A 25679-nucleotide genomic window follows, 5' to 3' on the forward strand; every position below is an offset into this window, starting at 1 on the left:
CCGCTAGGTTCTGTTTTGGGAGTCAGTAAATTAAATATCCGAGCCGGCTTTGTGTTTTTGGCTACTCGTGTTTCGTCAAGCGGAACTCGGTTTTGTAATTGCTTTTGAGAAGATTAATCCGGGTGTGTGGCAAATGCAAGCAAAGAGCAGCTCTATAAATGAAAATCCGGAGGGGATAGTGCGGTAGGTGGGAGAGTCACTGATCGTCTGGCAGTTGCTGTTGGAGGTTCTAGGCGGAAGAACTGAATACCCGTTCGTATTTTGGTGCGAAATTTCTGATGGCGTGTGGTACTTGCGTTTCCCAACGATTAGTATAGTGCACAATATTTATGCATGGGTTTCATGCATGAGATTTATGACCCTGGAGAGCGGGGTATGCGACTTTTTTGGAGGACGCCACCTTATGTCAACAGCAACAAATATTTCGCCGGAGATGATGGCGACGTCCGACGACGGAGACTCGGTGCAGACGGAAAAAGACCGAAAGTTTGTTGAGGCGCTGTCCCGTGGTCTGGATGTGTTGCGTGCGTTCAGTCACGGTTCGGTGATTCTTGGCAATCACGATATCGCCCGACTTACCAACCTGCCCAAGCCAACCGTTTCCCGTATGACCTATACCCTGACCAAGCTTGGGTATCTGAGCTATAACGCCCAGCTGAAAAAATATCAGCTGGGCTCAGGTGTTCTGGCGTTGGGGTATGCCTATGTGTCTAACCTGAAAGTCCGTCAGCTAGCCAAGCCGTATATGGATGAGTTTGCGCGCCAGACGAATATGTCGGTGGGTCTGACCTGCCGTGACCGGTTGCATATGATCTATGTGGAGAATCGGCTGCCCCCGGATGCGTCTTTGCTGCGTATGGAGGTCGGACTCAAGCTGCCGATGGCAACTACGTCGGCAGGCCGGGCTTATTATTGTGCAAGTCCAGACAAGGGGCGCAAGGTCATTGAAGATGCGATGGCGCGGAAGTACGGGCCGGAATCCTGGCCGGAGAAAAAAGAAGGGCTGGATCGTGCCATGGAAGATTACAAGAACCACGGCTTCTGCCTTTCCATCGGTGAATGGGATCGTAATATTAATTCCGCCGGTGTTCCTGTTCACCTGCAGGACGGGACTATCATGACGTTGACGTGTGCTGCGCCATCTTACGTGGTTTCGGCTGAAAAACTTCGCAGCACGATTGCTCATCAGCTTGCGATGTTGGCCGGCGACATCGAGTCCTTGGGGGTGTAACCCGGTTCTGGAATCCGCAACAACTGCCCGAAGTGTTCCGGGCTTTACGACAAAAACCGCAGAATTCGTTCTGCGGTTTTTTTATGCCTGATTTCAATTGGTAGTTGAAAACCAGAGGCAACTTGTATTAAATCGTTCCTATGTTTCGCTTGTCAAAACTACATTCCATATAAATATAAAGCGAGGAAGAAATTATGTCTGAGGTCGTAACTTATAAGCGTGAAGGCAGCACTGGTGTGATTACCGTGAATTACCCACCGGTCAATGCCCTCAGTCATGCGGTGCGTTCCGGTCTGGTTGCTGCTCTGGAACAGGGGCAGAAAGATGCCGAAGCCAGTGTGCTTTTATTGGTGTGTGAGGGACGTACTTTTATTGCCGGCGCTGATATTCGCGAATTTGGCAAGCCCATGCAGGAGCCAGGGTTGCCCGACGTAGTGGCGCAATACGAAAACAGTGACAAACCGTTGGTTGCGGCTATTCACGGCACTGCGCTTGGCGGCGGTCTTGAAACGGCTCTGGGCTGCCATTACCGCGTAGCACTGAGCAGCGCCAAAGTCGGTCTGCCGGAAGTAAAGCTTGGCTTGCTGCCCGGTGCCGGCGGCACTCAGCGTTTACCTCGTCTGGCCGGCGCGCAGAAAGCCCTCGAAATGATTACTACTGGCGAGTTTGTTGGTGCCAAAGAGGCTCTTGCGTTGGGCATCGTGGATGCTGTTGACGAAGGCAATGATGTTAAAGCTGCGGGTCTGGCCTTTGCGCAAAAGGTCGTGGATGAGGGCCTGCCGGTGCGCCGGGTTCGTGAGCTGACAGATAAAGTCGATGCGGACAAGGGCAGCGACGTATTCGACCAGTTCCGTGCCGCGTTGCAGAAGAAGGCACGAGGTCAGTTTTCTCCCTTCAAGTGTGTCGATGCTGTTGAGGCGGCGTTTAACCTTCCGTTTGCAGAAGGTATGAAGCGTGAGCGCGAACTGTTTATGGCGTGTATGGATTCACCCCAGCGCGCGGGTTTGATTCATTCGTTCTTTGCCGAACGTGAAGTTTCCAAGGTTAAAGGGTTGTCGAAGGACACGCCGGTACGCGATGTAAACAGCGTCGGCATCATTGGTGCGGGCACCATGGGCGGTGGTATCGCCATGAACTTCGCCAACGTCGGTATCCCTGTCACGATTGTGGAAATGAAGCAGGAAGCCCTGGATAAGGGTCTGGGCATTATTCGCAAGAACTATGAGAACTCTGCGAAGAGGGGCCGCATCACCTCGCAACAGGTGGAAGACCGGATGGCGCTGATCACCGGCAGCCTGAATTATGAGGATTTCAAAGACGTGGATCTGGTGATTGAGGCCGTGTTTGAAAACATGGCGGTCAAGAAAGAGATCTTCGCGAAGCTGGACAGTGTGTGTAAGTCCGGGGCCATTCTGGCGTCCAACACATCTACTCTCGATATCGATGAAATTGCCTCTGCCACCCAGCGCCCTGAAGACGTTGTCGGTATGCACTTCTTCAGTCCGGCCAACGTCATGAAACTGCTGGAGAACGTTCGAGGCAGCAAGACGTCGGACGACGTGAAAGCGACGGTGATGGCCGTAGCCAAGAAGATCAAGAAGGTGGGTGTGCTGGTTGGCAATTGCCACGGCTTCGTGGGTAACCGCATGCTCCACAGACGCGGTGCCGAGGCCATGGCTCTGGTCAATGAAGGTGCCACCCCGCAGCAGGTTGATAAGGTGTTGACGGAGTTGGGTTATCCCATGGGTCAGTTTGCCATGTCGGACCTTGCGGGTATCGACGTTGGCTATCGGATTCGCGAAGAGCGTCGCAATGCGGGTGAGCAGGTCGATGCGAGCTGGATGGATAAGCTGGCCGAACAGAATCGCCTGGGCCAGAAGACCATGGCAGGCGTTTACAAGTACGAAGAGGGCAGCCGCAAGCCGATTCCGGACCCTGAGGTCGAGCGCATTATTGAGGATTTCCGGAAGGAGCAGGGCATCAGCTCTCGGGTGATTACAGATCAGGAGATTCTTGAACGCTGCATGTATGTGATGGTGAATGAGGCCGCCAAGATTCTGGAAGAGGGCATTGCCGACCGGGCTCTGGATATTGATGTGGTCTGGATTTATGGCTACGGCTTCCCGGCTTATCGTGGTGGCCCTATGTTCTGGGCGGATCAGGTTGGTCTGGATTCGATTCTGGCTGCGGTAGAGAAGTATCACGGCGCTGTGGGTGGTGAGCAGTGGCAGCCTGCAGGTTTGCTCAAGAAGCTGGTCGCCGATGGGAAGAAATTCGGGGATCTCTAAGACCGCCCGCTTCAAGCCAGGTTAGAAGTCCGGATTTGTATCTTAGTCCTGTCCCGATTGGGGGCAGGCACTCCATTTTGATCTCGAGGTAATTCTTATGTCAGACGCAGTCATTGTTTCTACCGCACGTACCGCACTTGGGAAGTCCTATCGTGGTGCGTTGAACAACACGCACAGTGTGGACCTTGCCGGGCATGTGATTGAACACGCGGTTGCCCGCGCCGGGATTGATCCTGCAATTGTTGAAGACGTGATTCTTGGCGCTACCTTCCATGAAGGCGCGCAGGGCAAGAACATGGCGCGTCTGGCGGCGATCCGCGCAGGCTTGCCGGTAACGACGGCCGGTTTGTCGATTAACCGTTTTTGCAGCTCCGGTTTGCAGTCGATTGCTATTGCCGCGCAGCGGGTGGTGTCCGAGAAGGTGCCTGTGATGGTGGCCGGCGGTGTGGAGTCTATCTCTTTGGTGCAGAACGATAAGCTCAACAATTACCACGCAGCGAATGAGTGGCTGATGAAGAACAAGCCCGAGCTGTACCTTTCGATGATCGAAACCGCGGATATCGTAGCCCAACGCTATGGTGTTAGCCGTGAATCTCAGGATGAATACGCGCTGATTTCCCAGCAGCGCACGGCTGCGGCGCAGGAAGCCGGCCGGTTTGATGACGAGATCGTGCCCTTTGATGCGACGATGCTGGTGAAGGATAAGGAAACCGGTGAGGTCAGCAAGAAAGACGTCACGCTCACTCAGGATGAGTGCAATCGCCCGAACACCACGCTTGAGGGTCTGCAAGGGCTGAATGCTGTTCGTGGAGAAGGCAATTTTGTTACTGCCGGCAATGCCAGTCAGTTGTCTGACGGGGCCTCTGTCTGCACCGTGATGAACAGCACTTATGCCGAGAAAAACAACATTGAGCCGATGGGCATCTTCCGCGGTTTTGCGGTGGCAGGGTGTGAGCCGGATGAAATGGGTATCGGGCCAGTATTTGCTATTCCCCGCTTGTTGGAACGCAACGGCCTGACCATGGATGACATTGATCTGTGGGAACTGAACGAAGCCTTTGCGTCTCAGGTAGTGTACTGCCGTGATCGCCTGGGTATTCCGATGGAAAAGCTGAACGTGAACGGTGGTTCCATTGCGATTGGCCACCCATACGGTGTTACCGGTTCCCGTCTTGCAGGTCATGCCCTGATTGAAGGTAAGCGTCGCGGTGCGAAATACGTTGTGGTCACCATGTGCATTGGCGGAGGCCAGGGTGCAGCGGGTCTGTTCGAGGTAGTTTGATCTGCCAGCAGTTCCTGGAAACCCTGCGTTAACAACAATAAGTCATTGCAAAGGTGCCAAAACGTGCAGCAAAAAATCATCAACACTCAGGATCTGGCGTTCCAGCTTTTTGAACTCCACGAGGTGGAGCAATGTCTCGGTTTTGATCGCTACTCGGATCACAGCCGGGAAACGCTTCAGGCCGCGCTTGACCTCGCGTTGAAGGTCGCTGCTGAAGAGTTTGCGCCCCATGCGCGGTTGGTTGATGAGGAGGAGCCGCGCTTTGAAAACGGACGGGTGGAAATGCGCCCGGAAGTTAAAAAAGCGCTGGACGTGCTGAAGGGCACCGGACTGATGGCGGCGGGTCAGGATTACGAACGCGGCGGCATGCAGCTGCCGGCGGCCGTGACTCAGATGTGTGTCGGCATGCTCAAAGGTGCGAATGTTGGCACTCAGGGCTATGCCGGCCTGACCATTGCGGCGGCCAACCTGATTATGGTTCAGGGAACGGAGCAGCAGCAGGCCCGCTTCGCGGAGCCGATGATGGCCCTACGGTACTTCGGCACCATGTGTCTAACCGAGCCCCATTCGGGTTCCTCCCTAGGCGATTTGCGCACACGCGCCGAGCCTCAGCCGGATGGAACCTATCGCCTGTTTGGCAACAAGATCTTTATCTCCGGTGGCGACCATGAACTGAGTGAAAACATCATTCACATGGTGCTCGCCCGATTGCCGGATGCGCCCTCGGGCGTTAAAGGCATTTCCCTGTTTCTGGTGCCGAAAATTCTGGTCAATGAAGACGGTAGTCTTGGTGAGCGGAATGATGTCGCGCTGGCGGGTCTGATCCACAAGATGGGGTACCGCGGCACCACCTCGACCATGCTCAATTTTGGCGAAATAGACGGTGCGGTCGGTTATCTGGTGGGTGATCCCAACAAGGGTTTGTCGGCCATGTTCCACATGATGAACGAAGCCCGCATTGGTGTTGGTTTAGGTTCTGTCATGCTCGGCTATACGGGTTATCTGCATGCATTGGAATACGCTCGCGAACGCCGCCAGGGTCGACCGATAGCGGAGAAAGACCCGGCAGCTCCGCAAGTGCCGCTGATTCGCCACGGGGATATCCGGCGTATGCTGTTGGCTCAGAAGGCCTATGTGGAAGGCGGGCTAGCGTTGTGCCTGCAGGGCGCTATGTTGTTGGACGAGAAAAAATACGCGGCCACCGATGGACAGCGCAACCTGGCTGCCGGTCTGCTTGATTTGCTGACGCCAGTGATCAAATCCTGGCCTTCGCGCTATTGCCTTGAAGCCAACAGTCTGGCGATTCAGGTGCATGGCGGCTATGGCTACACCCGGGAATATCCGGTGGAGCAGTTCTATCGCGATAACCGCCTGAACCCTATCCACGAGGGCACCCACGGTATTCAGGGTATTGATCTGTTGGGCCGCAAGGTCTCTATGGCTGGCGGCGAGTTTTATCAGGAATTGATGAAGCGCATCGACGCAACCATCGTTGAAGCCCGGCGGGAACCGAGGCTGGTTGAATCGGCTGACCGCCTGGAGCAGGCGATGACGGCAATCCTTGAAACGACCGATGTGATCAACAGCGAGAAAGCCAACGGCGATAAAGAAAAGGCTCTGGCAAATGCCACGCTGTATCTGGATGCTTTTGGTCACCTAGTGGTTGGCTGGATCTGGCTTCGCCAAGGCATCAAAGCGATAGATGGCCTAGCTGGCAACGGTGAGCAGACGCCGGCGTTTTACGAAGGTAAGGTCAAAGCCTGTGAGTATTTTGCCCGTTACGAACTGCCCGGTGTGGTGAGTTCTGCAGAATTGTTGAAAGCCGTAGATACCACGGCTCTGGAGATCCTTGAGGATCAGTTCTAGGCATCCGTTGCCGGAACCAACCGTTTTGATTTCATTTAAGTGACGAAATAGGAAAGCGATCATGAAAACCCGAATCACCGAGATGTTTGGCATCCGCCACCCGATCATTCAAGGCGGTATGCACCATGTTGGTTATGCCGAGCTGGCATCAGCCGTCTCCAATGCGGGTGGCCTGGGTATCATCACTGGGCTTACCCAGCCCACGCCAGAAGATCTTGCGCGTGAGATTGCCCGGTGCCATGAGATGACCGACAAACCGTTTGGTGTGAACCTCACCTTTCTGCCTTCTTTCAGTACGCCGCCGTACCCTGAGTATATCGACGCGATTATTGAAGGCGGTGTAAAAGCGGTTGAAACGGCTGGTCGCAGTCCGGAAAAGTACATGCCTCAGCTTAAGGCCGCCGGCATTAAAGTGATTCACAAGTGCACGTCGGTTCGTCATGCTCTGAAAGCTGAAAAGATTGGCTGCGACGCAGTCAGTGTGGATGGCTTCGAATGTGCGGGTCATCCCGGCGAAGACGACATTCCAAACTTTATTCTGTTGCCCCGGGCAGCCGAAGAACTAAAAATTCCGTTTGTTGCCTCTGGCGGTATGGCGGATGGTCGCAGCCTGGTAGCCGCCATGGCTCTGGGTGCGGAAGGCATGAACATGGGCACTCGTTTTCTTGCCACTCAGGATGCCCCGATTCACGACAACGTCAAACAGGCGATTGTTGAGGCGGATGAGCTGCAGACCCGGCTGATTATGCGCAACCTGCGCAATACGGAAAGGGTTCTGAACAACGCTGCCGTAAAGGAAATTATCCGCATTGAAAAAGAGAAAGGCGAGGCTGAAACCATTGATGACATTCGTCATCTGGTCACGGGTGTTAAAGGCCGTCTCGTGCTTCAGGAAGGAAAAATGGACGAGGCAGCCTGGAGTTGCGGCATGGTGGCGGGGCTGATTCATGATATCCCGACCTGCGATGAGCTGATCCGGAATATCATGGTCGAAGCTGAAACCATTGTCCGCCAACGCCTGACGGGTTTTCTGGAAGACTAACGTTCTACGGTAACCCGAACCACATTGTTGTATTGCCGGTGTTCGAATGTCCCCGTCGGACTACCGGCCTCATCGGTTACCGGGAACACATAGCGCGGCGTCATGATGACTTCATAGTTGTAGTCACCGGAAGGGCGGACATCAACTTCAAGAAATCCGTAGTGCTTACCACCATCAACAAGCTGATCGCCGTTCCAGATTTCCGGAGCATCGCCATGGGCACTCCAGTGAGTTTCCTGAGCTTCTTCAGGTAAGAGGTCAAATGGAACATAGTCTGTTGTCGGTGGGTAGCCCGGGCCTCGAAGGCCATCGCCGGCAAAACCGACATCCCAGTAGCTCACGCCATTGATGCTCACATACTCCACCAGTTCATCGTGCCCGGAGAGTACGGCCGTTACACCGTAACGTTCGAAAAGGTCCTGATACACCCGCATCGGCATACCGGATTGGTTATCTTCTCCGTTGGCGATACCGGCAGAGCCTGAGGGTAGGCTATGAACACCGGTGCCAAATGCGGTGTGATGGAACTGCACGAAAATGATCTGGCCCAGAGCTTGGGCATTCGCGAGTTCGCGTATCGCCCAATTCCACTGTTCGCTTCCGGGGTTAAAGTCAGGCACCCGCGACTCGGTGCCATCAATATACAGGTTAGTGTCCTGGCTCGGGTCAGCATCGTTACCATTTGACGAATCAAGGGTGATGAGGGTGACGGGGCCATAATCAACGCGATAGAAGCGTTTTTCATAGCGCTCATCGGTTGCATAGTTTGTTGGAAGATCCCAATAGGTATTCCATTTGTCGTAGGACAGCATGGAGGCTTCTGCGTTGTATCCGGGTGCATCGGGATGCCAGTAATTCTCGTGATTACCCAGCGCCGGGAATATCGGCGTGCTTGAGGCCAGGGTGCCCCATTCACCGGCGCTATGCCTCCAGAATTCATCCCAATCTAACTGACGACCGCCCTTCTCGACGAGGTCGCCCGCAATTACCCAGAAATCCGGATTTCGCTCAGCCGCGTAGACCAGATTTGCCTTGTACCCGGTTGTTTGGTCAACCGGATATTGGCGCGTGTAGGTCTCAGGATCTGTTCCGAGTTTGTCTCCTCCGATTGCCAGTGCGCTGGCGGTCCATCTGACAGTTTTCTGCGTTGATTCAGGCTCTGTTTCCATGTCGGACATGGTAATGAATCTGACCGCCTCGCGGCTCCCCTGGATAGGTGCCGTGCGGAACGTCGAAGCAAAGTCGTCTGCTCCCGGTTGGTCAACGGAATAGCTGTAGGAAGTGCTTGGTGCAAGTCGTGTGATTCTGACGGAGTGCTTGTAGCTGGCCGCAGGGGCCTCGCCGTCGGCAGCATTCGGCTGTGTTTCACCGAAGTTTGAATCGCCATGTATGTAGTCGATTTCCGACGTGCCGTAGGTCAGTGCTTCCGCAAGTTGGGATTCGGACGTAAAGGAACCTATGCCCTCTAGAGAGACGGTACCCGGCTCAGCAGAATCGCTGAGCCAGCTTACTGTCATGGCCGTAGCAGTGGGGTTCTGAACGTAAGGAAGGACATGGAAGCTGCTAACGGTTGATGGAATGCTTGCTTCGTCTTTCGACGAGGACGACTCTGAACCTTCAAAGCATCCGGCGAGAGAGAGAATACTCACAGCCAGTGCCATTTTTGGAAACAATGGGTTCATTCGGTTCACTTCCTAGGGTCAATGAAGAGGTTAATGTGACCAAGAGTCTAGTGAGCGAATGTTTCGTATTTGTGACCTGTTGGTCACCGAGTAATAGAAAAAACCCCGGCAGCACTGAGCGTGCTGCCGGGGTTTTTGTCGTATCTAATAGACGTGAGCTGTCTTTTAGAAGTTGTACTGCGCTGCGAACATCAGGCGATTGGCATCACCCTCGTCACCGCTTACTTTCTTCACTTCGTAACGGCCATATTCTACGCCCAGCATAACGCTCTTAATGGGTGACCATTTATAGGTTACGAAGGCGTTTGTGTTGCGCTCGTGCTTTTCGCCAACGCTTAAACCGTCGTCTTTTGCGTCGTCCCAATCCATCGTTGTCATACCGTAGACGGCGCTGAGTGATCCGGGACCAACCTTGATAGTTGTGCCGAGGTTGGCGCTGTAGCCGACGATGGTTTCAATATTGTCGCCGTTCATGTATGCATCTTCACCGTAGTAATTGGTGCCAGAGCGCCAAAGATAGCCGTTAGCCCCATCCGTGTAGTTGACGTTACCCTGAATGCTTACGGTATCGGTCACCTGGAACTTGGCTGCGCCGAAGACCGCGTAGCCGATAGCTGAGTCATCGTTGGTGCCGTCGTCATATCCGACTTCCTGAATAAGCGCAGCAGTGGAGTACTTCAGCGCTCCTGCTTTGTTTTCGTAACGGGCAGTGAACGTCGGCAGGCCACTTTTGGCCGTCTGATCAAGAATCTTGGGTTTCGGATCTTCTACAGCGAACGAAAAATTGCCTTGGGTATAGCGTACCTGGGCAGTCCGGTTATAAAGGCCTGCGTTGCCTGCAACGCCGTCCATTTCGAGAACAGAAGTGTTACCCACAAAACTGCTGTAGTTAGACCAGGTGCGACCCATTAGCCAGTTGCCGTATTGGCCATACGCATGACGCAGGCGGAATTGGCCACCGCTGGTGCCCCCTCTGAAATCGCCTTCCACGTTAACCATGACACCATTGGCGAAGCTGGTGCGAATGCCCAGACGAGATTGAACGGCGTCGGCTCCGAAGTAACCGGAAGCTTCGCTGTCTTCAGCTGCGCCGGTGTTAACCTGGCTGAAGTCACCGGAGCGGGTACCAGTGCTTTTGTTGATATCTTCGTTGATATCGTAAGACGCGTTTAACCGGGCGTAGCCGTAGATGTCAATCTTGGCTTCGTCTGTTTCGATCTGGAATGCGCTGGCGGTGTTCGCCAAGCCCATAATAAGAACGCCAGAAAATAGTTGTACTGAGGAGGACAGTTTGTTCTTGGTCATCGTTGGTGCCTTTGTCAACGTTGTTTGTTCTGTTGCCGCAGAGCGGTGGCACGCTATGACATGATTATCCACCACCGGGAATCTCGCGGGCGGCAGAAATTATCAGTGTGGAATAATAAGGACAATTACCTAAATTGAATTTCAGTTATGCCGGGATGTTATATCTGGCCATTCAGGTTAGCTGTTAATGTGATGTCACGCCTCGGCCAAGCCGTAATCAGCCGGGGTGCTAATGCTGTCCAGAGCGTTTTTACCAAACAGCGGCCGCCCCTCCCAGATACCCTCTGCAACCTGCAGCGTTACCTGGTTCATGATGATCTCGGCGAGTTTCAGGGTGGCAAGAGAAGGCGGCAGATCGCGCGGTGTCGCAATGGCCAGAGATCGATGGAGTTCGGGGGTATCAATAGGAATGGCGACGACTTCTTTGCGCATCGCCATTTCATAGACCGAGGCGTAAGACAGCACGGTGTAGCCTAGCCCACGCTTTACCAGGTCGACCAGCAGAGGCCAGGCGTTAACCTCAATGGCCAGCTGAAGTTTCCTCTGATGTTTCACCGCTGCTTTTTCTATCAGTTCCCGCAAGCCGTGCTTCTCTTCTGGCATAACCAGAGGCAACTCAAGCACCTCTTCCAGAGAGATGCTGGGGCGCATGGCGAGGTTGTCCGTGGGCGGGGCAATCAGGAAAAAGCGCTCTTCGATCAAGGGTGTGTGCTGCACATGCTTGTGTTTACCGTGGTTGTATGTGACCGCCAGATCTACCCGGTGTTGTGACACCATTTGCTGCAAGGTACCGCTCATGGCGGATTTGACGGAGAGCCTGACACGGGGAAATTTTCGGCGGAATTCCGCAATGATACTGCCGGAAAACGTGTCGGCGGCGGTGGGCAGCATGCCCAGAATAATTTGCCCTGTGACTTCGCCGGAAATAGCGGCCACGGAAGCTTGGGTGCGCTCCAAATCCTGAAAGATGGCCAAAGCTTTTTCGTAAAGTAATTCGCCTGCAACGGTCAGCACCACACCGCGGCCGTGCCGCACAAAAACCTCCGTATTAAGAGCTTCCTCCATCAAGCGGATTTGCCGGCTCAGTGCGGGCTGAGCAACGAACAACTTTTCCGAGGCGCGACTGAAACTGCCAACCTCTGCAATGGTGAGAAAGGTATTGAGTTGGCGCAGGTCGATCTTTAACTGGAATGACATAGGATGCTCTCGCCTGAAGCGGATGTTGGCTTTGCTGGTTGGTGTTGCCGCCTGATCACGGCACCGCATGGGTATCTAATAATTAAATAGAACATATATAAAGTATATAATAGTGGTATTTTTTTTGTGATGGTATCTTTCGCGATCAATTGTAAAAGCCAGTAATGGGGCGGCTGCTATGAGTAGGACCGATGTGATCGCACAAATCGAAAACGGCGGATTGGCGCTGCAGTGCTAAGGGTAGCGATGTTGTCACGCGTGCGTTCAGGTCTTGCCTACTTGACCCTGTGTTTTGGCGCAATGGCGTTCCTGCCCGGTAGCTCTGCTGCGGTGGCGCTGTTGGCTTGTACCGTGATTTTTATGGGGTGGGGGCAGCTACGCCCGGTGGCTAGGGTGATTGCATCGCTGATCCTGGTGGTCACTGTATTGGCTCTGTTGTTGAACCCCGGGGTCCTCGCCAGCGCGGTTCACCGTATGGCCGGAATCACTGGGCTGATCTTGGCGGTGATGTTGCTTTCGGCGGTACTCAGTACGTCTAAGGACTTGGCTGCGATTTCCCGAAGCCTGTTCAGTGGGCGTTCGGCTACCCGTTATTTGGGGTTGAGCTTCGGTACCGGGGTGTTGGCGATCCCACTGAACTTCGGATCGGTGGGGTTGGTCGCCACGATGATTGGTAAACAAGTACAGGATGGCGGCGATGACGCGGCCACCCGGAACGCGTCGCGGGCTGTGATTCGTGGATTTGGTGCTTCACCTATGGGGTCACCATTGTCGATAGCGGTGGCGTTGACCGTGACGTTGTTGCCGGGGCTGGCGAGCTGGACGCTGTTGGTATGGAGCATTCCGTTCGCGCTGAGCTATCTGATGGTAGGGGTATGGTTCCGGGAGAGAGAACTGGGTGCTGCGCCGGCGTTAAGCGTATCGGACGTAAAGGGTGAAGATGAGTTACGCGCCTTCTGGCCGTGGATGCGATTTGTCGGGCTTGCTCTGTTTATCTCGCTGGAAGCCTATGCACTCAATACCTGGGTAGGCCTGAAGTACTCGCAAGCGGTGACCCTGAGCTGTCTGACCGTGATCATCTTGTATCTTGTGATTTGTCGTCTTGTGGCCGGAACGGTAAGCCTGCCGTCCATGGCGAATGTCTCCAACGAACTGGCAATCATGGGTGGAGCCTCCTTTCTGGGTGGCGCACTGACGGTCACGGCGCTGAGCTCACTGGGCAGCGATTTTGTGTTGCCGGACTGGGCGTACGTCGTCACGGTCATCTGCATTCCGTGGTTGTTTTACGCGGGTGGGGCGATTGGGATTAACCCTATTTTAACCGCAACGGTTTTCGGGGGCGTGTTGGGCCCTATCTGGCCGGAGTCCTCTATTCTCGGGCTCGGTATTTCCATGGTCACGGGGTGGGGAGTCACCATTGCCGGCACCCCCTATTCGGCAAACGCCATACTGCTTGAGCGATTTACCGGCTATGACGCGCGGACGGCTTCCTACGGCTGGAACCTGTCTTATTCATGCCTTTTTCTCGGGCTTAGCAGCTCACTGTGCGCAACCGTAGTGCTGGTTTCGTCCTGATCGTTGCAGTAGCTCTTTTCAGGTATTCATTTTAACTATCTAGCTGTCGCTTTGAGGGACAGCTTTTATCAACTCGCAAGAAGTGTGGAGGCCATAATGGCGCTTGATCAAGAAACTCTGAACCAATTTATCGATAGCGTGCGCCGCTATGTGCGAGATCGCCTCGTGCCTCTGGAAATGCAGGTTGCGGAAGAAGATCGTATTCCTGAAGAAGTGATTGATGAAATGAAGGAAATGGGCTTGTTCGGCTTGTCCATTCCAGAAGAGTTCGGCGGGCTGGGTCTAACCATGTCGGAAGAAGTCGCCATCATCCAGGAAATGGGATACACCTCACCGGTATTCCGCTCGATGTTCGGCACCAACGTGGGTATTGGCTCCCAGGGTATTGTGATTGATGGCACCCCGGAGCAGAAAGCCAAGTACCTGCCCAAGCTGGCCACCGGCGAGTTGATTGGTTCTTTTGCGCTCACCGAGGCTGATGCCGGATCCGATGCAGGCTCGGTGATGACCAGTGCCCGTCGCGATGGCGATGACTACATTATTAATGGCAGTAAGCGTTTTATTACCAACGCTCCTCGTGCCGGTGTGTTCACCGTGATGGCCAGAACGGGCACTCGCGAAGAGGGTGGTCGGGGCGTGTCTGCTTTTCTGGTGGACGCTACGTTGCCGGGCATCTCTTTGGGCAAGCCTGATAAAAAGATGGGCCAGAAAGGCGCGCACACCTGCGATGTTATTTTTGAAAACGTTCGGGTACCAGCGGATGCTTTGATCGGCGGTAAAGAAGGTCAGGGTTTTAAAACCGCGATGAAGGTGCTGGACAGGGGGCGTTTGCACATCAGCGCCCTGAGCGTAGGTACCGCTAAACGCCTGATTGATGAAAGTGTTACTTACGCCACGCAGCGTAAGCAGTTTGGTACTGAGATCAGCAATTTCCAGCTGGTGCAGGCGATGCTTGCGGATAGCCAGACAGAGTACTACGCCGGTAAGTGCATGGTTGAAGCAACCGCATGTTCCTACGACGCCGGTGAATCTGTGTCGCTGAATGCGGCCAGCTGTAAACTGTACTGCACGGAAATGGTCGGTCGGGTTGCCGATCGCGCCGTGCAGGTTCACGGTGGCGCCGGTTATATCAGTGAATACTGCGTCGAGCGTTTTTACCGGGATGTGCGGCTGTTCCGTTTGTACGAAGGCACCTCTCAGATTCAGCAGCTGGTTATCGCCAAACAGATTATCCGTAACGCCGAAAACGCGCTTTGATCGAGGAGACAGCTATGGCAGGCCCATTGTCAGGTATTCGTGTACTTGATCTATCCCGTGTAATGGCGGGCCCCTGGTGCACCCAGATCCTAGCCGATCTGGGTGCAGAGGTTATCAAGATTGAACGGCCGGGTTTGGGTGATGACACCCGGCACTGGGGACCTCCCTGGTTTAAGGACTCGCAGGGTAATACCACCAAACAGTCAGCCTATTACCTTTCCGCTAACCGTGGGAAACATTCGGTGACGGTGGATATCGGCAGCGAGGAAGGGCAGGCGCTGATCCGGGAATTGGCCGCAGAGTGCGACGTGCTGGTCGAGAACTTCAAAACCGGAGGGCTCGACAAAAAAGGTTTGGGTTATGCGGACCTCTCCAAGATCAATCCCGGCCTCATCTACTGTTCGGTCACTGGGTTCGGTCATACCGGCCCGATGGCAGCGGATGCGGGCTACGATTATCTGATACAGGCGCAGTCTGGTCTGATGAGTATTACCGGGGTCGCGGACGGCCAGCCGGGCGCGGGCCCGATGCGCGTGGGTATGGCGGTAGCCGACCTGACCACCGGCATGAATGCCGTGATTGCCATCTTGTCGGCGGTTCATCACCGCACGAACACCGGTGAGGGACAGCATCTCGACATGGCGTTGCTGGATGTTCAGGTCAGCTGGATGGCGAATCAGGCACAGAATTATTTTTGCAGCGGCAAGGTGCCCGGACGCACGGGTGAGTATCACCCCAATCTTGCGCCCTATCAGCCGTTCCCCACCAAAGACGGAAAGGTGATCATTGCGGTCGGAAACGACGGTCAGTTCCAGCGACTGTGCAAGGCGCTGGGGCAGCCGGAGCTAGCAGAAGATCCGCGCTTTGCGACCAACCCGCAGCGAGTCCTCCACCGGGAGGAGTTGGTGGGAAAACTGTGTGAATGCACACGCACCAAAACCAGCCGGGAATGGATGGATTGCCTGGTCGGCGTACATGTTCCCTGTGGCCCCATTCAGAATCTTGCGGAAGTCTTTGAAGACCCGCAGGTGCAGGCCCGCAACATGAAAATTGAGCTGGAACACCCTCAGTTGGGCAAAGTGCCGGGTATCGCTAACCCGATAAAGTTTTCCAAAACCCCGCAAGTCTATCGAAAAGCGCCTCCGCTGCTAGGCGAAGATACAGATACGATTCTTCAACGTGTGCTTGATAAGTCGCCTGAAGATATCGAGTCGCTGCGGGCCAGAGGTGTTCTCTAGTTTAACCGCAAAGTTCTTTTCAATGATCTCCATCGCCAGAAGCCGTCGCGCAAGCACGGCTTCTGCTATTCAATCTCAAGGAGCGCCTCACTATGTTGGTTTCTTATCGCCGAGTAGACGAACTCGCTGTTATCACGATTAATAACCCACCGGTAAATGCCCTTTCGCACGGCGTCCGCAAAGGCGTCCTTGACGCCATAACCACCGCCCAGGCAGACGACTCCAAAGCCGTTGTTATTCTGTGCGAAGGTCGCACGTTTATTGCCGGTGCTGACATCAGTGAATTCGGTAAACCGATCGAAGCGCCTTCATTGCCCCAGGTAAATGCGGCGATTGAAGCCTCGGCCAAGCCCGTAATTGCGGCTATTCATGGCACTGCCTTGGGCGGAGGTTTTGAAGTGGCGTTGAGCTGTCATTACCGTTGCGCGCTCGACTCGGCTGCCGTCGGGCTACCCGAAGTCACCCTTGGGCTCTTGCCCGGCGCAGGGGGAACCCAGCGAGTGCCCCGGCTAATTGGCGTGCAGGCAGCGCTTGATATGATCACCAGCGGACAGAAAATTGCCGCGGAGAAAGCGCTTACATTGGGGTTGATTAATCGCGTGCTCGATGGCCCTCTTGAAGAGGCCGCACTGGCATACGCGCGTGAGCTGGTAGCAACGGGTGCTGAGCCACGGCGTATCAGCGATACCTCCATTCCGGCGGATAGCTTCGATAGTGAGGCATTCGAGGCCTATCGCAAGGTGCTTCGCAAGCGCAAGCGCGGGCAGGAAGCGCCGCAGCGCATTGTTGATTGCATCGAAGCCGCGATGGTGAAGCCATTTGATGAGGGGCTGGCGTACGAACGCTCCCGTTTTGTCGAATGTTGCGAATCGGAGCAATCGGCAGCGTTGCGGCACACTTTCTTTGCCGAACGTCAGGCGCCAAAAGTACCGGGACTGGATAAAACCGTTGCGTCGCGATCGATTGATCGAGTAGCGGTTATTGGTGCTGGCACCATGGGCGGCGGAATTGCCATGTCCTTTGCCAACGCGGGTATTCCGGTAACCCTGCTGGAGCTTAATCAGAAGGGGTTGGATGCAGGTCTGGCGCTGATAGGCAAGAATTACGCGACCACCGTCAGCAAAGGCAAGCTTTCGCAAGAGCAGGCAGCGGCCCGTCAGGCATTGATTGGCGGTACCACGGATTACGAAGATCTGGCGGATGTTGATCTGGTTATCGAAGCCGTTTTTGAAAGCATGGACGTGAAGAGGCAGGTATTTGGTCGTCTCGATGAGGTCTGCAAAGAAGGCGCGATTCTGGCATCGAACACCTCGTATCTGGACGTTAATGAGATTGCGGCAGCGACTTCGCGCCCTCAGGACGTCGTGGGCTTGCACTTCTTCAGCCCGGCGAACGTCATGCGGTTGCTTGAGGTTGTCCGTGCCGACAAAACTGCGGAAGAGGTTATTGCGACTGCCATGGCTCTGGGTAAGCGCATTGGTAAAGTGCCTGTGCTGGCAGGGGTTTGTTATGGCTTCATTGGCAACCGGATGTTGCGCCAATACGCGCGTGAAGCTCAGCTTTGTATGATTGAAGGGGCAGAGCCCGAGCAAATCGATGGCGTGCTGACCGGGTTTGGCATGGCCATGGGCCCGCTGGCTGTGGGTGATCTGGCCGGACTGGATATCGGGTACAAGGCGCGGCAGGCGCTGACGGATGAGCAGAAGGGTGATCCGCGCAGCTATTGCATTGCGGACACGCTGGTTGAAATGGGGCGGCTGGGACAAAAGACAGGCGCCGGATACTACCGTTACGACCCTGAGACCCGCGCCCGCTCAGCGGACCCAGAGGTTTTGGCTGTCATCGAGGAACAGGCCAGGCAACACGGAGTGGAGCGCCGCGTGTTCAGCGATGAGGAAATTCTTGATCGCCATCTGATGGGGTTGATCAATGAAGGCTTCCGCATTCTCGAAGAAGGTATTGCCCAGCGTCCGAGTGATATCGACGTAGTGTATGTGCACGGTTATGGTTTCCCCTCATACCGGGGCGGCCCCATGTTCTATGCCAGCCGTCGCGGCCTGAAAGCGGTGTATGACTGTATAGAAAGCCTGCACAAGAGCACCGGTGAAGCTCACTGGGCCCCGGCACCATTGCTGCAAAAACTGGTTGAGAGTAACGTGACTCTTGATGACTGGATGGCCGGCAAAGGCTGAGTTCAAAACCTCTGATTTTGGGGCCGGGCATCTTGCTCAGCCCCTGAATTTCTTGGGCGCAGCTAGCTTGCATCGTCGATTCTTCGCTGTCATTATCCGCCGCTTCGAACAATCGTCCGATTATCGAACGGTTACTGAGGCTAATGCAGAGGGGGGGGATGAATCAGGATGAATCACCAGAATTCGGATGGTACCGGTGCAGACAAGGAGTTCCTGTCTACGTTTGCGCGCGGGCTTGAGGTCATAAGGTCTTTCGATACAGAAACGCCGTCGATGACGCTGTCGGCCGTTGCGGAAAAAAACAACCTGTCGAGGGCGTCTGCGCGTCGCTTCCTGTTGACGCTGCAAAAGTTGGGTTATGTCTCCCTGGATGACAAGAAGTTTGCTCTGACCGCCAAGGTTCTGGAGTTGGGCTATTCGTATCTGGCGTCTCTGGACTTTTCGGAAACCGTCACGCCCATTATGGAAGAGGTATCCTATCAGCTGGGCGAATCCTGCTCTGCCTTGGTACTTGATGGCGTCGATATTGTCTACGTTGCCCGAATTCCCCGTCGTGGCCTGATTCCTATTAACCTCCAAATCGGTGCCCGCTTGCCCGCTTACGCCACTTCTGGTGGCCGTGTGCTGATGGCTGCCTTGCAGAGCCCTGAACTGGATGATGTCATCGAAAAAACCCACTTCGAACAACTGACCGCTTATACCAAGGGGCCGGACGCGCTCAGAACTGAATTGAGCAAGGTTCGTTCTGATGGCTATGCCATTGTGGATCAGGAACTTGAATTGGGTATGAGGGCGCTGGCGGTGCCGGTGTTTGATCGTCGCGGTACAACGCGGTTTGCGCTCAACTCCAGTAGCCATGTCAGCTCGGTTTCGATGGAACGCATCGTGCAGGAATATGTACCCATCATGCAGCATGCTGCCCGTAAACTGACTGAAGTACTGCCCTGACAACGTGCCTCTGATGCTTGGGCCCCGATGAAAAGGGGCCGCTTACCTTCCTCCTGCTCCTCCTGCAGGCGTGTTTCCTTGAATCGGCTCTGTGCCTTGCTTTGACCTGAAAATCCGAATCGCGGAGGTGGAGTTAGCGATCACTCGCTGAATTCCTATGCTCCGTTGTGTGTTTTTTTCCGCTGAAGGTGTTGGATGTATAAGGGGAAAAATCTTGCACCTTGATCTCGAATATGTGAGATTACGTACCCGCGCAATATGCGAACATAAGTTCGATAATCGAACAGTTATTTTTGCTGAGTAGGATAACCACAAGAATGATCAATTTCGTGAAAAGTCGTGTAAGAAATAAGATTCTGTACACCCTGGCCGCATTGACGCTGTCTTATGCTGGTTTGGTGCAGGCTGATGAATGGCCGGAGGACAATATTCGTCTGGTGGTTCCCTATTCAGCCGGTGGTACGACAGATCTGTTGTCCCGAAAGGTCGCTGATCTGTTGCAAAAAGAGCTGACCACCGTTGTCGTTGAAAACCGCCCTGGTGCCGGCTCTACCGTAGCAACTGGCCAGTTGGCGCGCGGTGGACGCGGTTCAGACCATATGCTGCTGATGGCATCTCCCGGCCACACTATTGGTGCTTCTTTGTACCCGAATTTGCGTTACGATCCGGTGGCGGATTTTGCCTTTGTGCGCAACGTAATCAATATTCCCAACGTGATGGTGGTTCCGGCCGATAGCCCTTACAACACCGTTGCCGAATTTGTAGAAGCCGCCCGTGAGCAGCAACTGTCTTTCAGTTCGCCGGGTATCGGCAGTTCGATTCACATGTCAGGTGAGCTGTTCAAAAACCTGACCCAGACGAATCTGGTACACGTGCCTTTCCGTGGTTCGGGTGAAGCGCTTCCAGCTCTGCTTTCTGGCGATGTGGATGTGGCGTTCGAGAATATGCCAACGGTTTATCCCCATATTCAATCAGGCAAGCTCAAAGCTTTGGCGGTAACGACACCGACAGCGTCTGAATTCCTGCCCGACGTACCCCCTCTTCAGCAGGCAGGCAAAGGCTACGGTCTTGAGAACTATGAAACCTCAGCATGGTTTGGTTTGATCGCACACAAGTCCTTCCCGCAAGAAGGGATGGTGAAACTTCAGGCGGCCCTGGATAGGGTTATGGCCGGCGAAGACTTTAAAAAGTTCCTGCCGCAGTTCGGTGCGGAAGCTGGAACGGTTGTAGGTGATGACTTCCGTCAGTTTGTTCAGAGCGAACTGGAGAAGTGGTCTGAGGTTGCAGAAAAAGCAAACCTGAAGCGTTAATGCAGGCTGCTTTCGGGGCGGAGCTTACTGAAAGGTGAGCCCGCCTTTTTCTTTGAGAGAGATCGGTATATAGGGCCTAATCATGGAAAAGTCTGAACTGCAATTCGTCGCGGCCAGCGAGTCCCATTATGGCAGGTGCAACCCTAACTCGGTTTTGGGATGTGCTTTTTCTATTCTGGCATTGGGCTTTTTGTTCTACGTTATCCCCGCGCACATCGAGATACCCGGGCAGATGCAGCATCCGTTGCTGTCACCGCGGTTCTTGCCCCAGCTGGCGGGTTGGTTGGTGTTGGTGCTTTCGCTGATTCTTATGATCGATGGCCTTGTCACGCCACCAAAGCGAAGTGAAGCGGATGAATTCCGTCGAGGTGTTCCCATCATGCGGCAGGTGTTAATGGTCGCAGCCGGGGTTGTCTACGTACTGTTTTTTGAAGAACTTGGCGCCATTGGCAGCGGTTTTCTTGCCAGTGTTTTGCTGTTCCTGGCAAGCGACTTACGCAATATCTGGGTGTATGCCCTGGCGATCATCTTTCCCGCCATCGTGACCTTGCTGTTTATTTATGTGCTCAATGTTCCACTCCCTCCCGGAACGCTTTGGGAGTCGCTCTCCCTGATCTGAACCGCGTACCTGACGCTCTGTCAGGCACGCACGCAGATAACGACGTCCGTCTGTTATCAGGTATTACGTATTTGGGTTGCTCAAAATGGAAAATTTTTCTGAAGTTCTGACGCTCTTTTTGAGTGTTGATAATTTTCTTGCCATTGCGGCGGGTGTACTAGTCGGTGTTGTCGTGGGTGCTATTCCAGGCCTGACGGCAACCATGGCGGTGGCGCTGGCATTGCCGTTTACCTTTTCCATGGAGCCGGTCACCGCTATTCTGCTGCTGGTTGGCATCTATAAAGGCGGGATGTACGGCGGCTCGATTACGGCCATTCTGATCCGGACCCCGGGCTCACCAGCCTCTGCCTGTACGCTGTTGGATGGTTACCCCATGGCGCAGCAGGGCCAGGCCAAGAAAGCCTTGAAAACGGCGCTGTACTCATCGGTCGTGGCGGATATGATTTCCAATGTTGCCTTGATCTTCTTTGCGTCCTACCTGGCGAAAATTGCGCTGAACTTCGGTCCACCCGAGTATTTCTGGCTTATCTGTTTCTCGCTGACCATCATCGTCTCCGTATCCGGTAGCTCGGTGGTCAAAGGGTTGATTGCAGCGGGGCTGGGCATCATCGTTTCGACCATTGGCCTCGATGCGGTATACGGCACCCAGCGGTTGACCTTTGATAACTATAACCTGATGGATCGCGTTTCCTTCATTCCTCTGCTGATCGGTTTGTTTGCGATTCCGGAAGTGATCGAGTTCTACACATCGAAGGTGGCCCCGCACATTCGAACGGCGGTCAGTGGTGCATCGCTGACATGGAAAGAGTTCAAGGGCCTGTTGAAAACCATCGTCCGCGGTAGTTTTATTGGCGTGATTATCGGCGCGATCCCTGGCACGGGAGCCACCTCGGCAGCGTTTATCTCCTACAGCGAAGCCAAGCGAACCTCTCCCCGCAAGGCGAATTTTGGTAAGGGTGAGATTGAAGGTGTTGCCGCCGCTGAGTCGGGTAATAACGGCGTTGCCGGCGCGACACTGATTCCGCTGCTCTCGCTGGGTATTCCGGGTGATGTGATCACGGCGATCATTCTGGGTGCTTTCATGATCCATGGCCTCACCCCCGGCCCAGTTCTGTTCCAGGAAAACCTGACCCTGGTTTATGCGCTGTTCTGCGGCATTATGGTCAGCTCTTTCGTGTTGGTATTCGTTGGCAACGCGGCTATTCGCTACTTTTCTCTTATTGCCGACATCCCCAAAACTATCCTGCTACCCATCGTACTGATGTTCTGCATCTACGGGGCTTATGCAGTGAACAACAACACCTTTGATATTGGCTTGATGCTGGCCTTTGGTGTTCTCGGTTTTGTCTTTAACCGAACCGGAATTGCGGCCGCGCCCTTCTTGATCGGCTTTATTCTCGGGCCGATGTTTGAAGACAACCTGAGGCGTACCATGCTCATCAGTAAAGGCGATCTGTCGATTTTCTTCCGGGGACCGATTACCTGGGTCTTCGTGATGCTTACCGTTGCCTCTCTGATTTTTGCGATTCGTCGCTACTGGGTGGCACGGAAGGAAGATGCGTTGGCGTAGGTAATTCGATGTGTTCTGTCAGTGGCAGGGTGCGAACGCACCCTGCGGATTGCTAACAAGCCCCGGTATTCCGGGGCTTGTTACGTTAGGGTTTATACTCGTTCGATAAGTGTCGCGATACCCTGGCCGACCCCAACACACATAGTGCACAGAGCATAGCGTCCACCGGTGCGCTGCAACTGGTAGGCGGCGGTCATCATCAGGCGTGTACCGGACATGCCCAGAGGGTGACCGAGGGCGATGGCGCCACCGTTCGGGTTTACCCGTGGATCGTCGTCGGCGACGCCGAGTTCCCGAAGGACAGCCAGCCCTTGCGCAGCGAAGGCTTCGTTCAGCTCGATCACATCAATATCATCCATGCTGATGCCGTGCTTCTCCAGCAACTTGCGAGTGGCGGGCACAGGACCGATTCCCATGATGCGCGGTTCAACGCCAGCGGTAGCCATGCCCAGCACTTTAGCCATAGGTTTGAGGTTGTGTTGTTTCACCGCGTCGGCGCTGGCGACGAGTATGGCGGCGGCACCGTCATTCACACCAGATGCATTGCCGGCGGTAACGCTGCCGCCTTCGCGGAACGGGGCCGGTAGCGCTGCAAGCTTGTCGAGGGTTGTACTGCGGGGATGCTCGTCAGTGTCGAATACTAGCGCTTCTTGTTTCCGGCGAGGTATCAGGACCGGCACGATTTCCTCGGCAAACACACCTTCGCGCTGGGCTTTGGCGGTTTTTTGTTGCGAGCTCAGTGCGAACAAATCCTGGTCTTCGCGAGATACGTTGAATTGTTCGGCGACGTTCTCGGCTGTTTCCGGCATCGATTCCACGCCGTATTCTTTCTTCATCAGCTTGTTCACAAAGCGCCAGCCAATGGTTGTGTCCTCAATCTTCTGGCTGCGGGAGAAACCGCTATCGGCTTTGCCCATTACATAGGGCGCCCGTGACATCGATTCGACACCGCCTGCTAGTACCAGGTCCATTTCGCCGGCGCGAATGGCGCGGAATGCAGTACCTACTGAGTCCATGCCGGAGCCGCACAACCGGTTCATGGTGGTGCCCGGTACAGAGGTGGGCAGCCCGGCGAGCAGTGCCGACATGCGTGCCACATTGCGGTTATCTTCACCCGCCTGGTTGGCACAGCCCATGATCACTTCGTCGATGGCGGCCGGGTCCAGTTCCGGGGCCTGTGCCAGTACCGCTTTGAAGACCTGAGCTGCAAGGTCGTCCGGGCGGACATTGGCCAGGGTGCCGCCAAAGCGGCCGATGGCCGAGCGGCGGGGATGGCATAAAAATACATCAGTCATAATAAACCTCAATGTTGGCCAGCATGGTGGGCATCGGTGCGTGCTTTCAGGCTACGCAGGATTTCCAGCTCTTCGGCGGTGGGGGCAGGGGTGGTTCCAAGTTCGTCGGCGAAGCGGATCTCCCAGCCGGTGGCGTTGATCACGTCTTCGCGGGTTACGTTAGGGTGCAGCAGGTGCACGACCAGTTCCTTGGTTTCCGGGTCTGGTTTAAGAATGCACAGGTCGGTGATGACGATTGTCGGGCCGCGACCAATGTTGGGTACGTTATCCCGAGCCTTACCGTCGCGACCAAAGCCGACCGTGGTAAGGAAGTCGACGTCTTTCACAAAGGTACGCTTGGAGTGTTTCAGTGTGACAAACACTTCTTTCGCGTTGGTGGCTATTTCCGGTGCGCCACCGCCTCCGGGCAGGCGAACTTTGGGTGCCCGATAGTCGCCAATCAGAGTGGTGTTCAGATTGGCGTAGCGATCAATCTGGGCGGTGCCCAGAAAGCCGACGCTGACATGACCGCCTTGCAGCCAATAGCGGAACATCTCCGGCACCGACACCGTGGTCAGGGCTGACTCGCACAGTTCGCCATCGCCGATGGACAGGGGCAGAACATCGGGCTTGGTTTGCAGGGTGCCGGATTCGTAAATCAGGGTGATGTCCGGGGCGTGCGTCAGGCGAGCCAGGTTGGCGGCTTCACTGGGCAGGCCGATACCGACGAAGCAAGTCATCTCATTGGTCAGTGCGCGGGCAGCGGTGACGCTCATCATTTCTGAAGACGTAAATTCAAGGCTCATCACGCAGCTCCTTTCTCAAACACGTTGGCTTTCATCCAGGCCTGGAAGGTTTCCCTGTCACGGGCGATGCCGTCCCATTCTTTGTAAAAGGCATTGTCACGATCGTAGTAACCCAGGGCATAGGACGGGCTCGCACCTTTTGGTGCCTCGGCAATCGCTGTAACGGCCCAGGAAGGAAGAACGCAGGCGTTCACGCCGGCATCAAGGTCATCGACGATTTCCTCAACGGTGACGATGCTGCGCTTGGCGGCCAACACCACTTCCTTTTGAATGCCGACAATGCCTTCAATTAATACGTTGCCGTTGCGATCGGCACGCTGGGCATGAATCACCGCCACATCGGGCTGAACCGAGCGCACCGCGGCCAGCCGTTCGCCGGTAAACGGGCAGTCGATGAATTTGATCTGGTCATTTACTTTGGGCAGATCGCTGCCTATGTAGCCACGCAGCACGGCTAAGGGCAGGCCTGCTGCGCCGGCATCGTAAGCGCAGGCCATGGCCGCGTGGCTGTGCTCGAGGATTTCAATGCTATTTGGCCAGTCGTTTTCCAGCGCGTCGCGCAGCCGGTGCAACGAGCCAACCCCCGGGTTGCCGCCCCAGGAGAAGATCAGTTTTTTGGCGCAGCCAGCGCCGATCATTTGGTCGTACACCAGATCTGGCGTCATTCGGATCAAGGTGAGATCACGTTTTTTCTGCCGAATGACTTCATGCCCGGCGGCGAAAGGAATCAGATGAGTAAACCCTTCCATCGCCACGGTGTCGCCGTCATGAATGTGTTTGCCCACCGCGTCACGGAGAGAAAGAAATTCAGCCATCGCAGATCCTCGCGTAATTTAATGTTCGCTATCTGAACATATGTTTTATATGCGAACATGATCGCTTGATTCGATTTCCATCGTCAAGGCCAAATGCGTGCAGGAGCAAAGTAACGGACCGTTGTTCGTACTGCGAACAAACTGCTAGGATATCGGCCCAGATGACAACAATTGAAGGGTTG

General features: G+C 54.8%; 19 protein-coding genes. 13 read left to right on the forward strand and 6 right to left on the reverse strand.

Translation table 11 applies throughout. The features are described 5' to 3' along the window. Nucleotides 1–436 precede the first annotated feature (436 nt). From VOI14_RS01705 to VOI14_RS01725, 5 genes are all read left to right on the forward strand, one after another. Nucleotides 437–1231 (forward strand): IclR family transcriptional regulator, encoded by a 795-nt coding sequence (locus tag VOI14_RS01705; protein WP_416361376.1) that lies wholly within the window; start codon nucleotides 437–439, stop codon nucleotides 1229–1231. A gap of 194 nt (nucleotides 1232–1425) precedes the next feature. Then, the gene (locus VOI14_RS01710) at nucleotides 1426–3519 is read left to right on the forward strand and encodes a 3-hydroxyacyl-CoA dehydrogenase NAD-binding domain-containing protein (protein WP_323750289.1); all 2094 of its coding nucleotides are present in this window, start codon (nucleotides 1426–1428) and stop codon (nucleotides 3517–3519) included. Between the two features lie 97 nt (nucleotides 3520–3616). After that, nucleotides 3617–4801 (forward strand): acetyl-CoA C-acyltransferase, encoded by a 1185-nt coding sequence (locus tag VOI14_RS01715; RefSeq protein WP_323750290.1) that lies wholly within the window; start codon nucleotides 3617–3619, stop codon nucleotides 4799–4801. Nucleotides 4802–4864: 63 nt separating this feature from the next. Then, nucleotides 4865–6667 (forward strand): acyl-CoA dehydrogenase, encoded by a 1803-nt coding sequence (locus VOI14_RS01720; protein ID WP_323750291.1) that lies wholly within the window; start codon nucleotides 4865–4867, stop codon nucleotides 6665–6667. 61 nt (nucleotides 6668–6728) lie between these two features. Further along, nucleotides 6729–7709, forward strand: coding sequence for a nitronate monooxygenase family protein (locus VOI14_RS01725; protein ID WP_323750292.1), 981 nt, complete (start codon nucleotides 6729–6731; stop codon nucleotides 7707–7709). Here VOI14_RS01725 and VOI14_RS01730 read toward each other — a convergent pair. The 3 genes from VOI14_RS01730 to VOI14_RS01740 all read right to left on the reverse strand — a co-directional run bounded on the left by VOI14_RS01730 (nucleotide 7706) and on the right by VOI14_RS01740 (nucleotide 11893). Next, complete coding sequence (locus VOI14_RS01730) at nucleotides 7706–9391, reverse strand: FN3 domain-containing metallophosphoesterase family protein (protein ID WP_323750293.1); 1686 nt, start codon at nucleotides 9389–9391, stop codon at nucleotides 7706–7708. The two genes, VOI14_RS01725 and VOI14_RS01730, sit on opposite strands and share 4 nt — an antisense overlap. Nucleotides 9392–9556: 165 nt before the next feature. Further along, on the reverse strand, nucleotides 9557–10696 hold the full coding sequence (locus VOI14_RS01735; protein WP_323750294.1) for a DcaP family trimeric outer membrane transporter: 1140 nt from the start codon (nucleotides 10694–10696) through the stop codon (nucleotides 9557–9559). Between the two features lie 195 nt (nucleotides 10697–10891). Beyond that, nucleotides 10892–11893 carry a LysR family transcriptional regulator gene (locus tag VOI14_RS01740; protein ID WP_323750295.1) on the reverse strand — a complete coding sequence of 334 codons (1002 nt, stop codon included), beginning with the start codon at nucleotides 11891–11893 and terminating at the stop codon, nucleotides 10892–10894. Nucleotides 11894–12139: 246 nt separating this feature from the next. Here VOI14_RS01740 and VOI14_RS01745 point away from each other — a divergent pair, with 246 nt between their 5' ends. The 8 genes from VOI14_RS01745 to VOI14_RS01780 all read left to right on the forward strand — a co-directional run bounded on the left by VOI14_RS01745 (nucleotide 12140) and on the right by VOI14_RS01780 (nucleotide 22602). After that, nucleotides 12140–13468, forward strand: a complete 1329-nt coding sequence (locus tag VOI14_RS01745; protein ID WP_323750296.1) for a hypothetical protein — start codon at nucleotides 12140–12142, stop codon at nucleotides 13466–13468. Between the two features lie 96 nt (nucleotides 13469–13564). Beyond that, nucleotides 13565–14725 carry an acyl-CoA dehydrogenase family protein gene (locus VOI14_RS01750; RefSeq protein WP_323750297.1) on the forward strand — a complete coding sequence of 387 codons (1161 nt, stop codon included), beginning with the start codon at nucleotides 13565–13567 and terminating at the stop codon, nucleotides 14723–14725. Nucleotides 14726–14739: 14 nt separating this feature from the next. Then, nucleotides 14740–15963, forward strand: coding sequence for a CaiB/BaiF CoA-transferase family protein (locus VOI14_RS01755; RefSeq protein ID WP_323750298.1), 1224 nt, complete (start codon nucleotides 14740–14742; stop codon nucleotides 15961–15963). A gap of 92 nt (nucleotides 15964–16055) precedes the next feature. Next, a complete protein-coding gene (locus tag VOI14_RS01760; RefSeq protein WP_323750299.1) occupies nucleotides 16056–18155 on the forward strand; it encodes a 3-hydroxyacyl-CoA dehydrogenase NAD-binding domain-containing protein in 2100 nt (699 codons plus the stop codon). Between the two features lie 168 nt (nucleotides 18156–18323). Further along, nucleotides 18324–19103, forward strand: coding sequence for an IclR family transcriptional regulator domain-containing protein (locus tag VOI14_RS01765; RefSeq protein ID WP_323750300.1), 780 nt, complete (start codon nucleotides 18324–18326; stop codon nucleotides 19101–19103). Between the two features lie 317 nt (nucleotides 19104–19420). Continuing rightward, nucleotides 19421–20413 carry a Bug family tripartite tricarboxylate transporter substrate binding protein gene (locus tag VOI14_RS01770; RefSeq protein ID WP_323750301.1) on the forward strand — a complete coding sequence of 331 codons (993 nt, stop codon included), beginning with the start codon at nucleotides 19421–19423 and terminating at the stop codon, nucleotides 20411–20413. Nucleotides 20414–20495: 82 nt separating this feature from the next. After that, a complete protein-coding gene (locus tag VOI14_RS01775; protein WP_323750302.1) occupies nucleotides 20496–21032 on the forward strand; it encodes a tripartite tricarboxylate transporter TctB family protein in 537 nt (178 codons plus the stop codon). An 85-nt stretch (nucleotides 21033–21117) separates the two neighbouring features. Then, nucleotides 21118–22602, forward strand: coding sequence for a tripartite tricarboxylate transporter permease (locus tag VOI14_RS01780; RefSeq protein ID WP_323750303.1), 1485 nt, complete (start codon nucleotides 21118–21120; stop codon nucleotides 22600–22602). 92 nt (nucleotides 22603–22694) lie between these two features. Here VOI14_RS01780 and pcaF read toward each other — a convergent pair whose 3' ends face one another. From pcaF to VOI14_RS01795, 3 genes are read right to left on the reverse strand one after another with little or no spacing between them, the layout of a single operon-like run. Next, nucleotides 22695–23897, reverse strand: coding sequence for a 3-oxoadipyl-CoA thiolase (pcaF, locus tag VOI14_RS01785; protein WP_323750304.1), 1203 nt, complete (start codon nucleotides 23895–23897; stop codon nucleotides 22695–22697). Nucleotides 23898–23905: 8 nt separating this feature from the next. Further along, nucleotides 23906–24682, reverse strand: coding sequence for a CoA-transferase subunit beta (locus tag VOI14_RS01790; protein ID WP_323750305.1), 777 nt, complete (start codon nucleotides 24680–24682; stop codon nucleotides 23906–23908). Next, complete coding sequence (locus VOI14_RS01795; protein ID WP_323750306.1) at nucleotides 24682–25497, reverse strand: CoA transferase subunit A; 816 nt, start codon at nucleotides 25495–25497, stop codon at nucleotides 24682–24684. Before VOI14_RS01795 ends, VOI14_RS01790 begins: the two co-directional genes overlap by 1 nt. Between the last annotated feature and the right edge of the window lie 182 nt (nucleotides 25498–25679).

This window comes from Marinobacter sp., assembly GCF_034669625.1.
In the GTDB taxonomy this organism is placed as follows: domain Bacteria; phylum Pseudomonadota; class Gammaproteobacteria; order Pseudomonadales; family Oleiphilaceae; genus Marinobacter.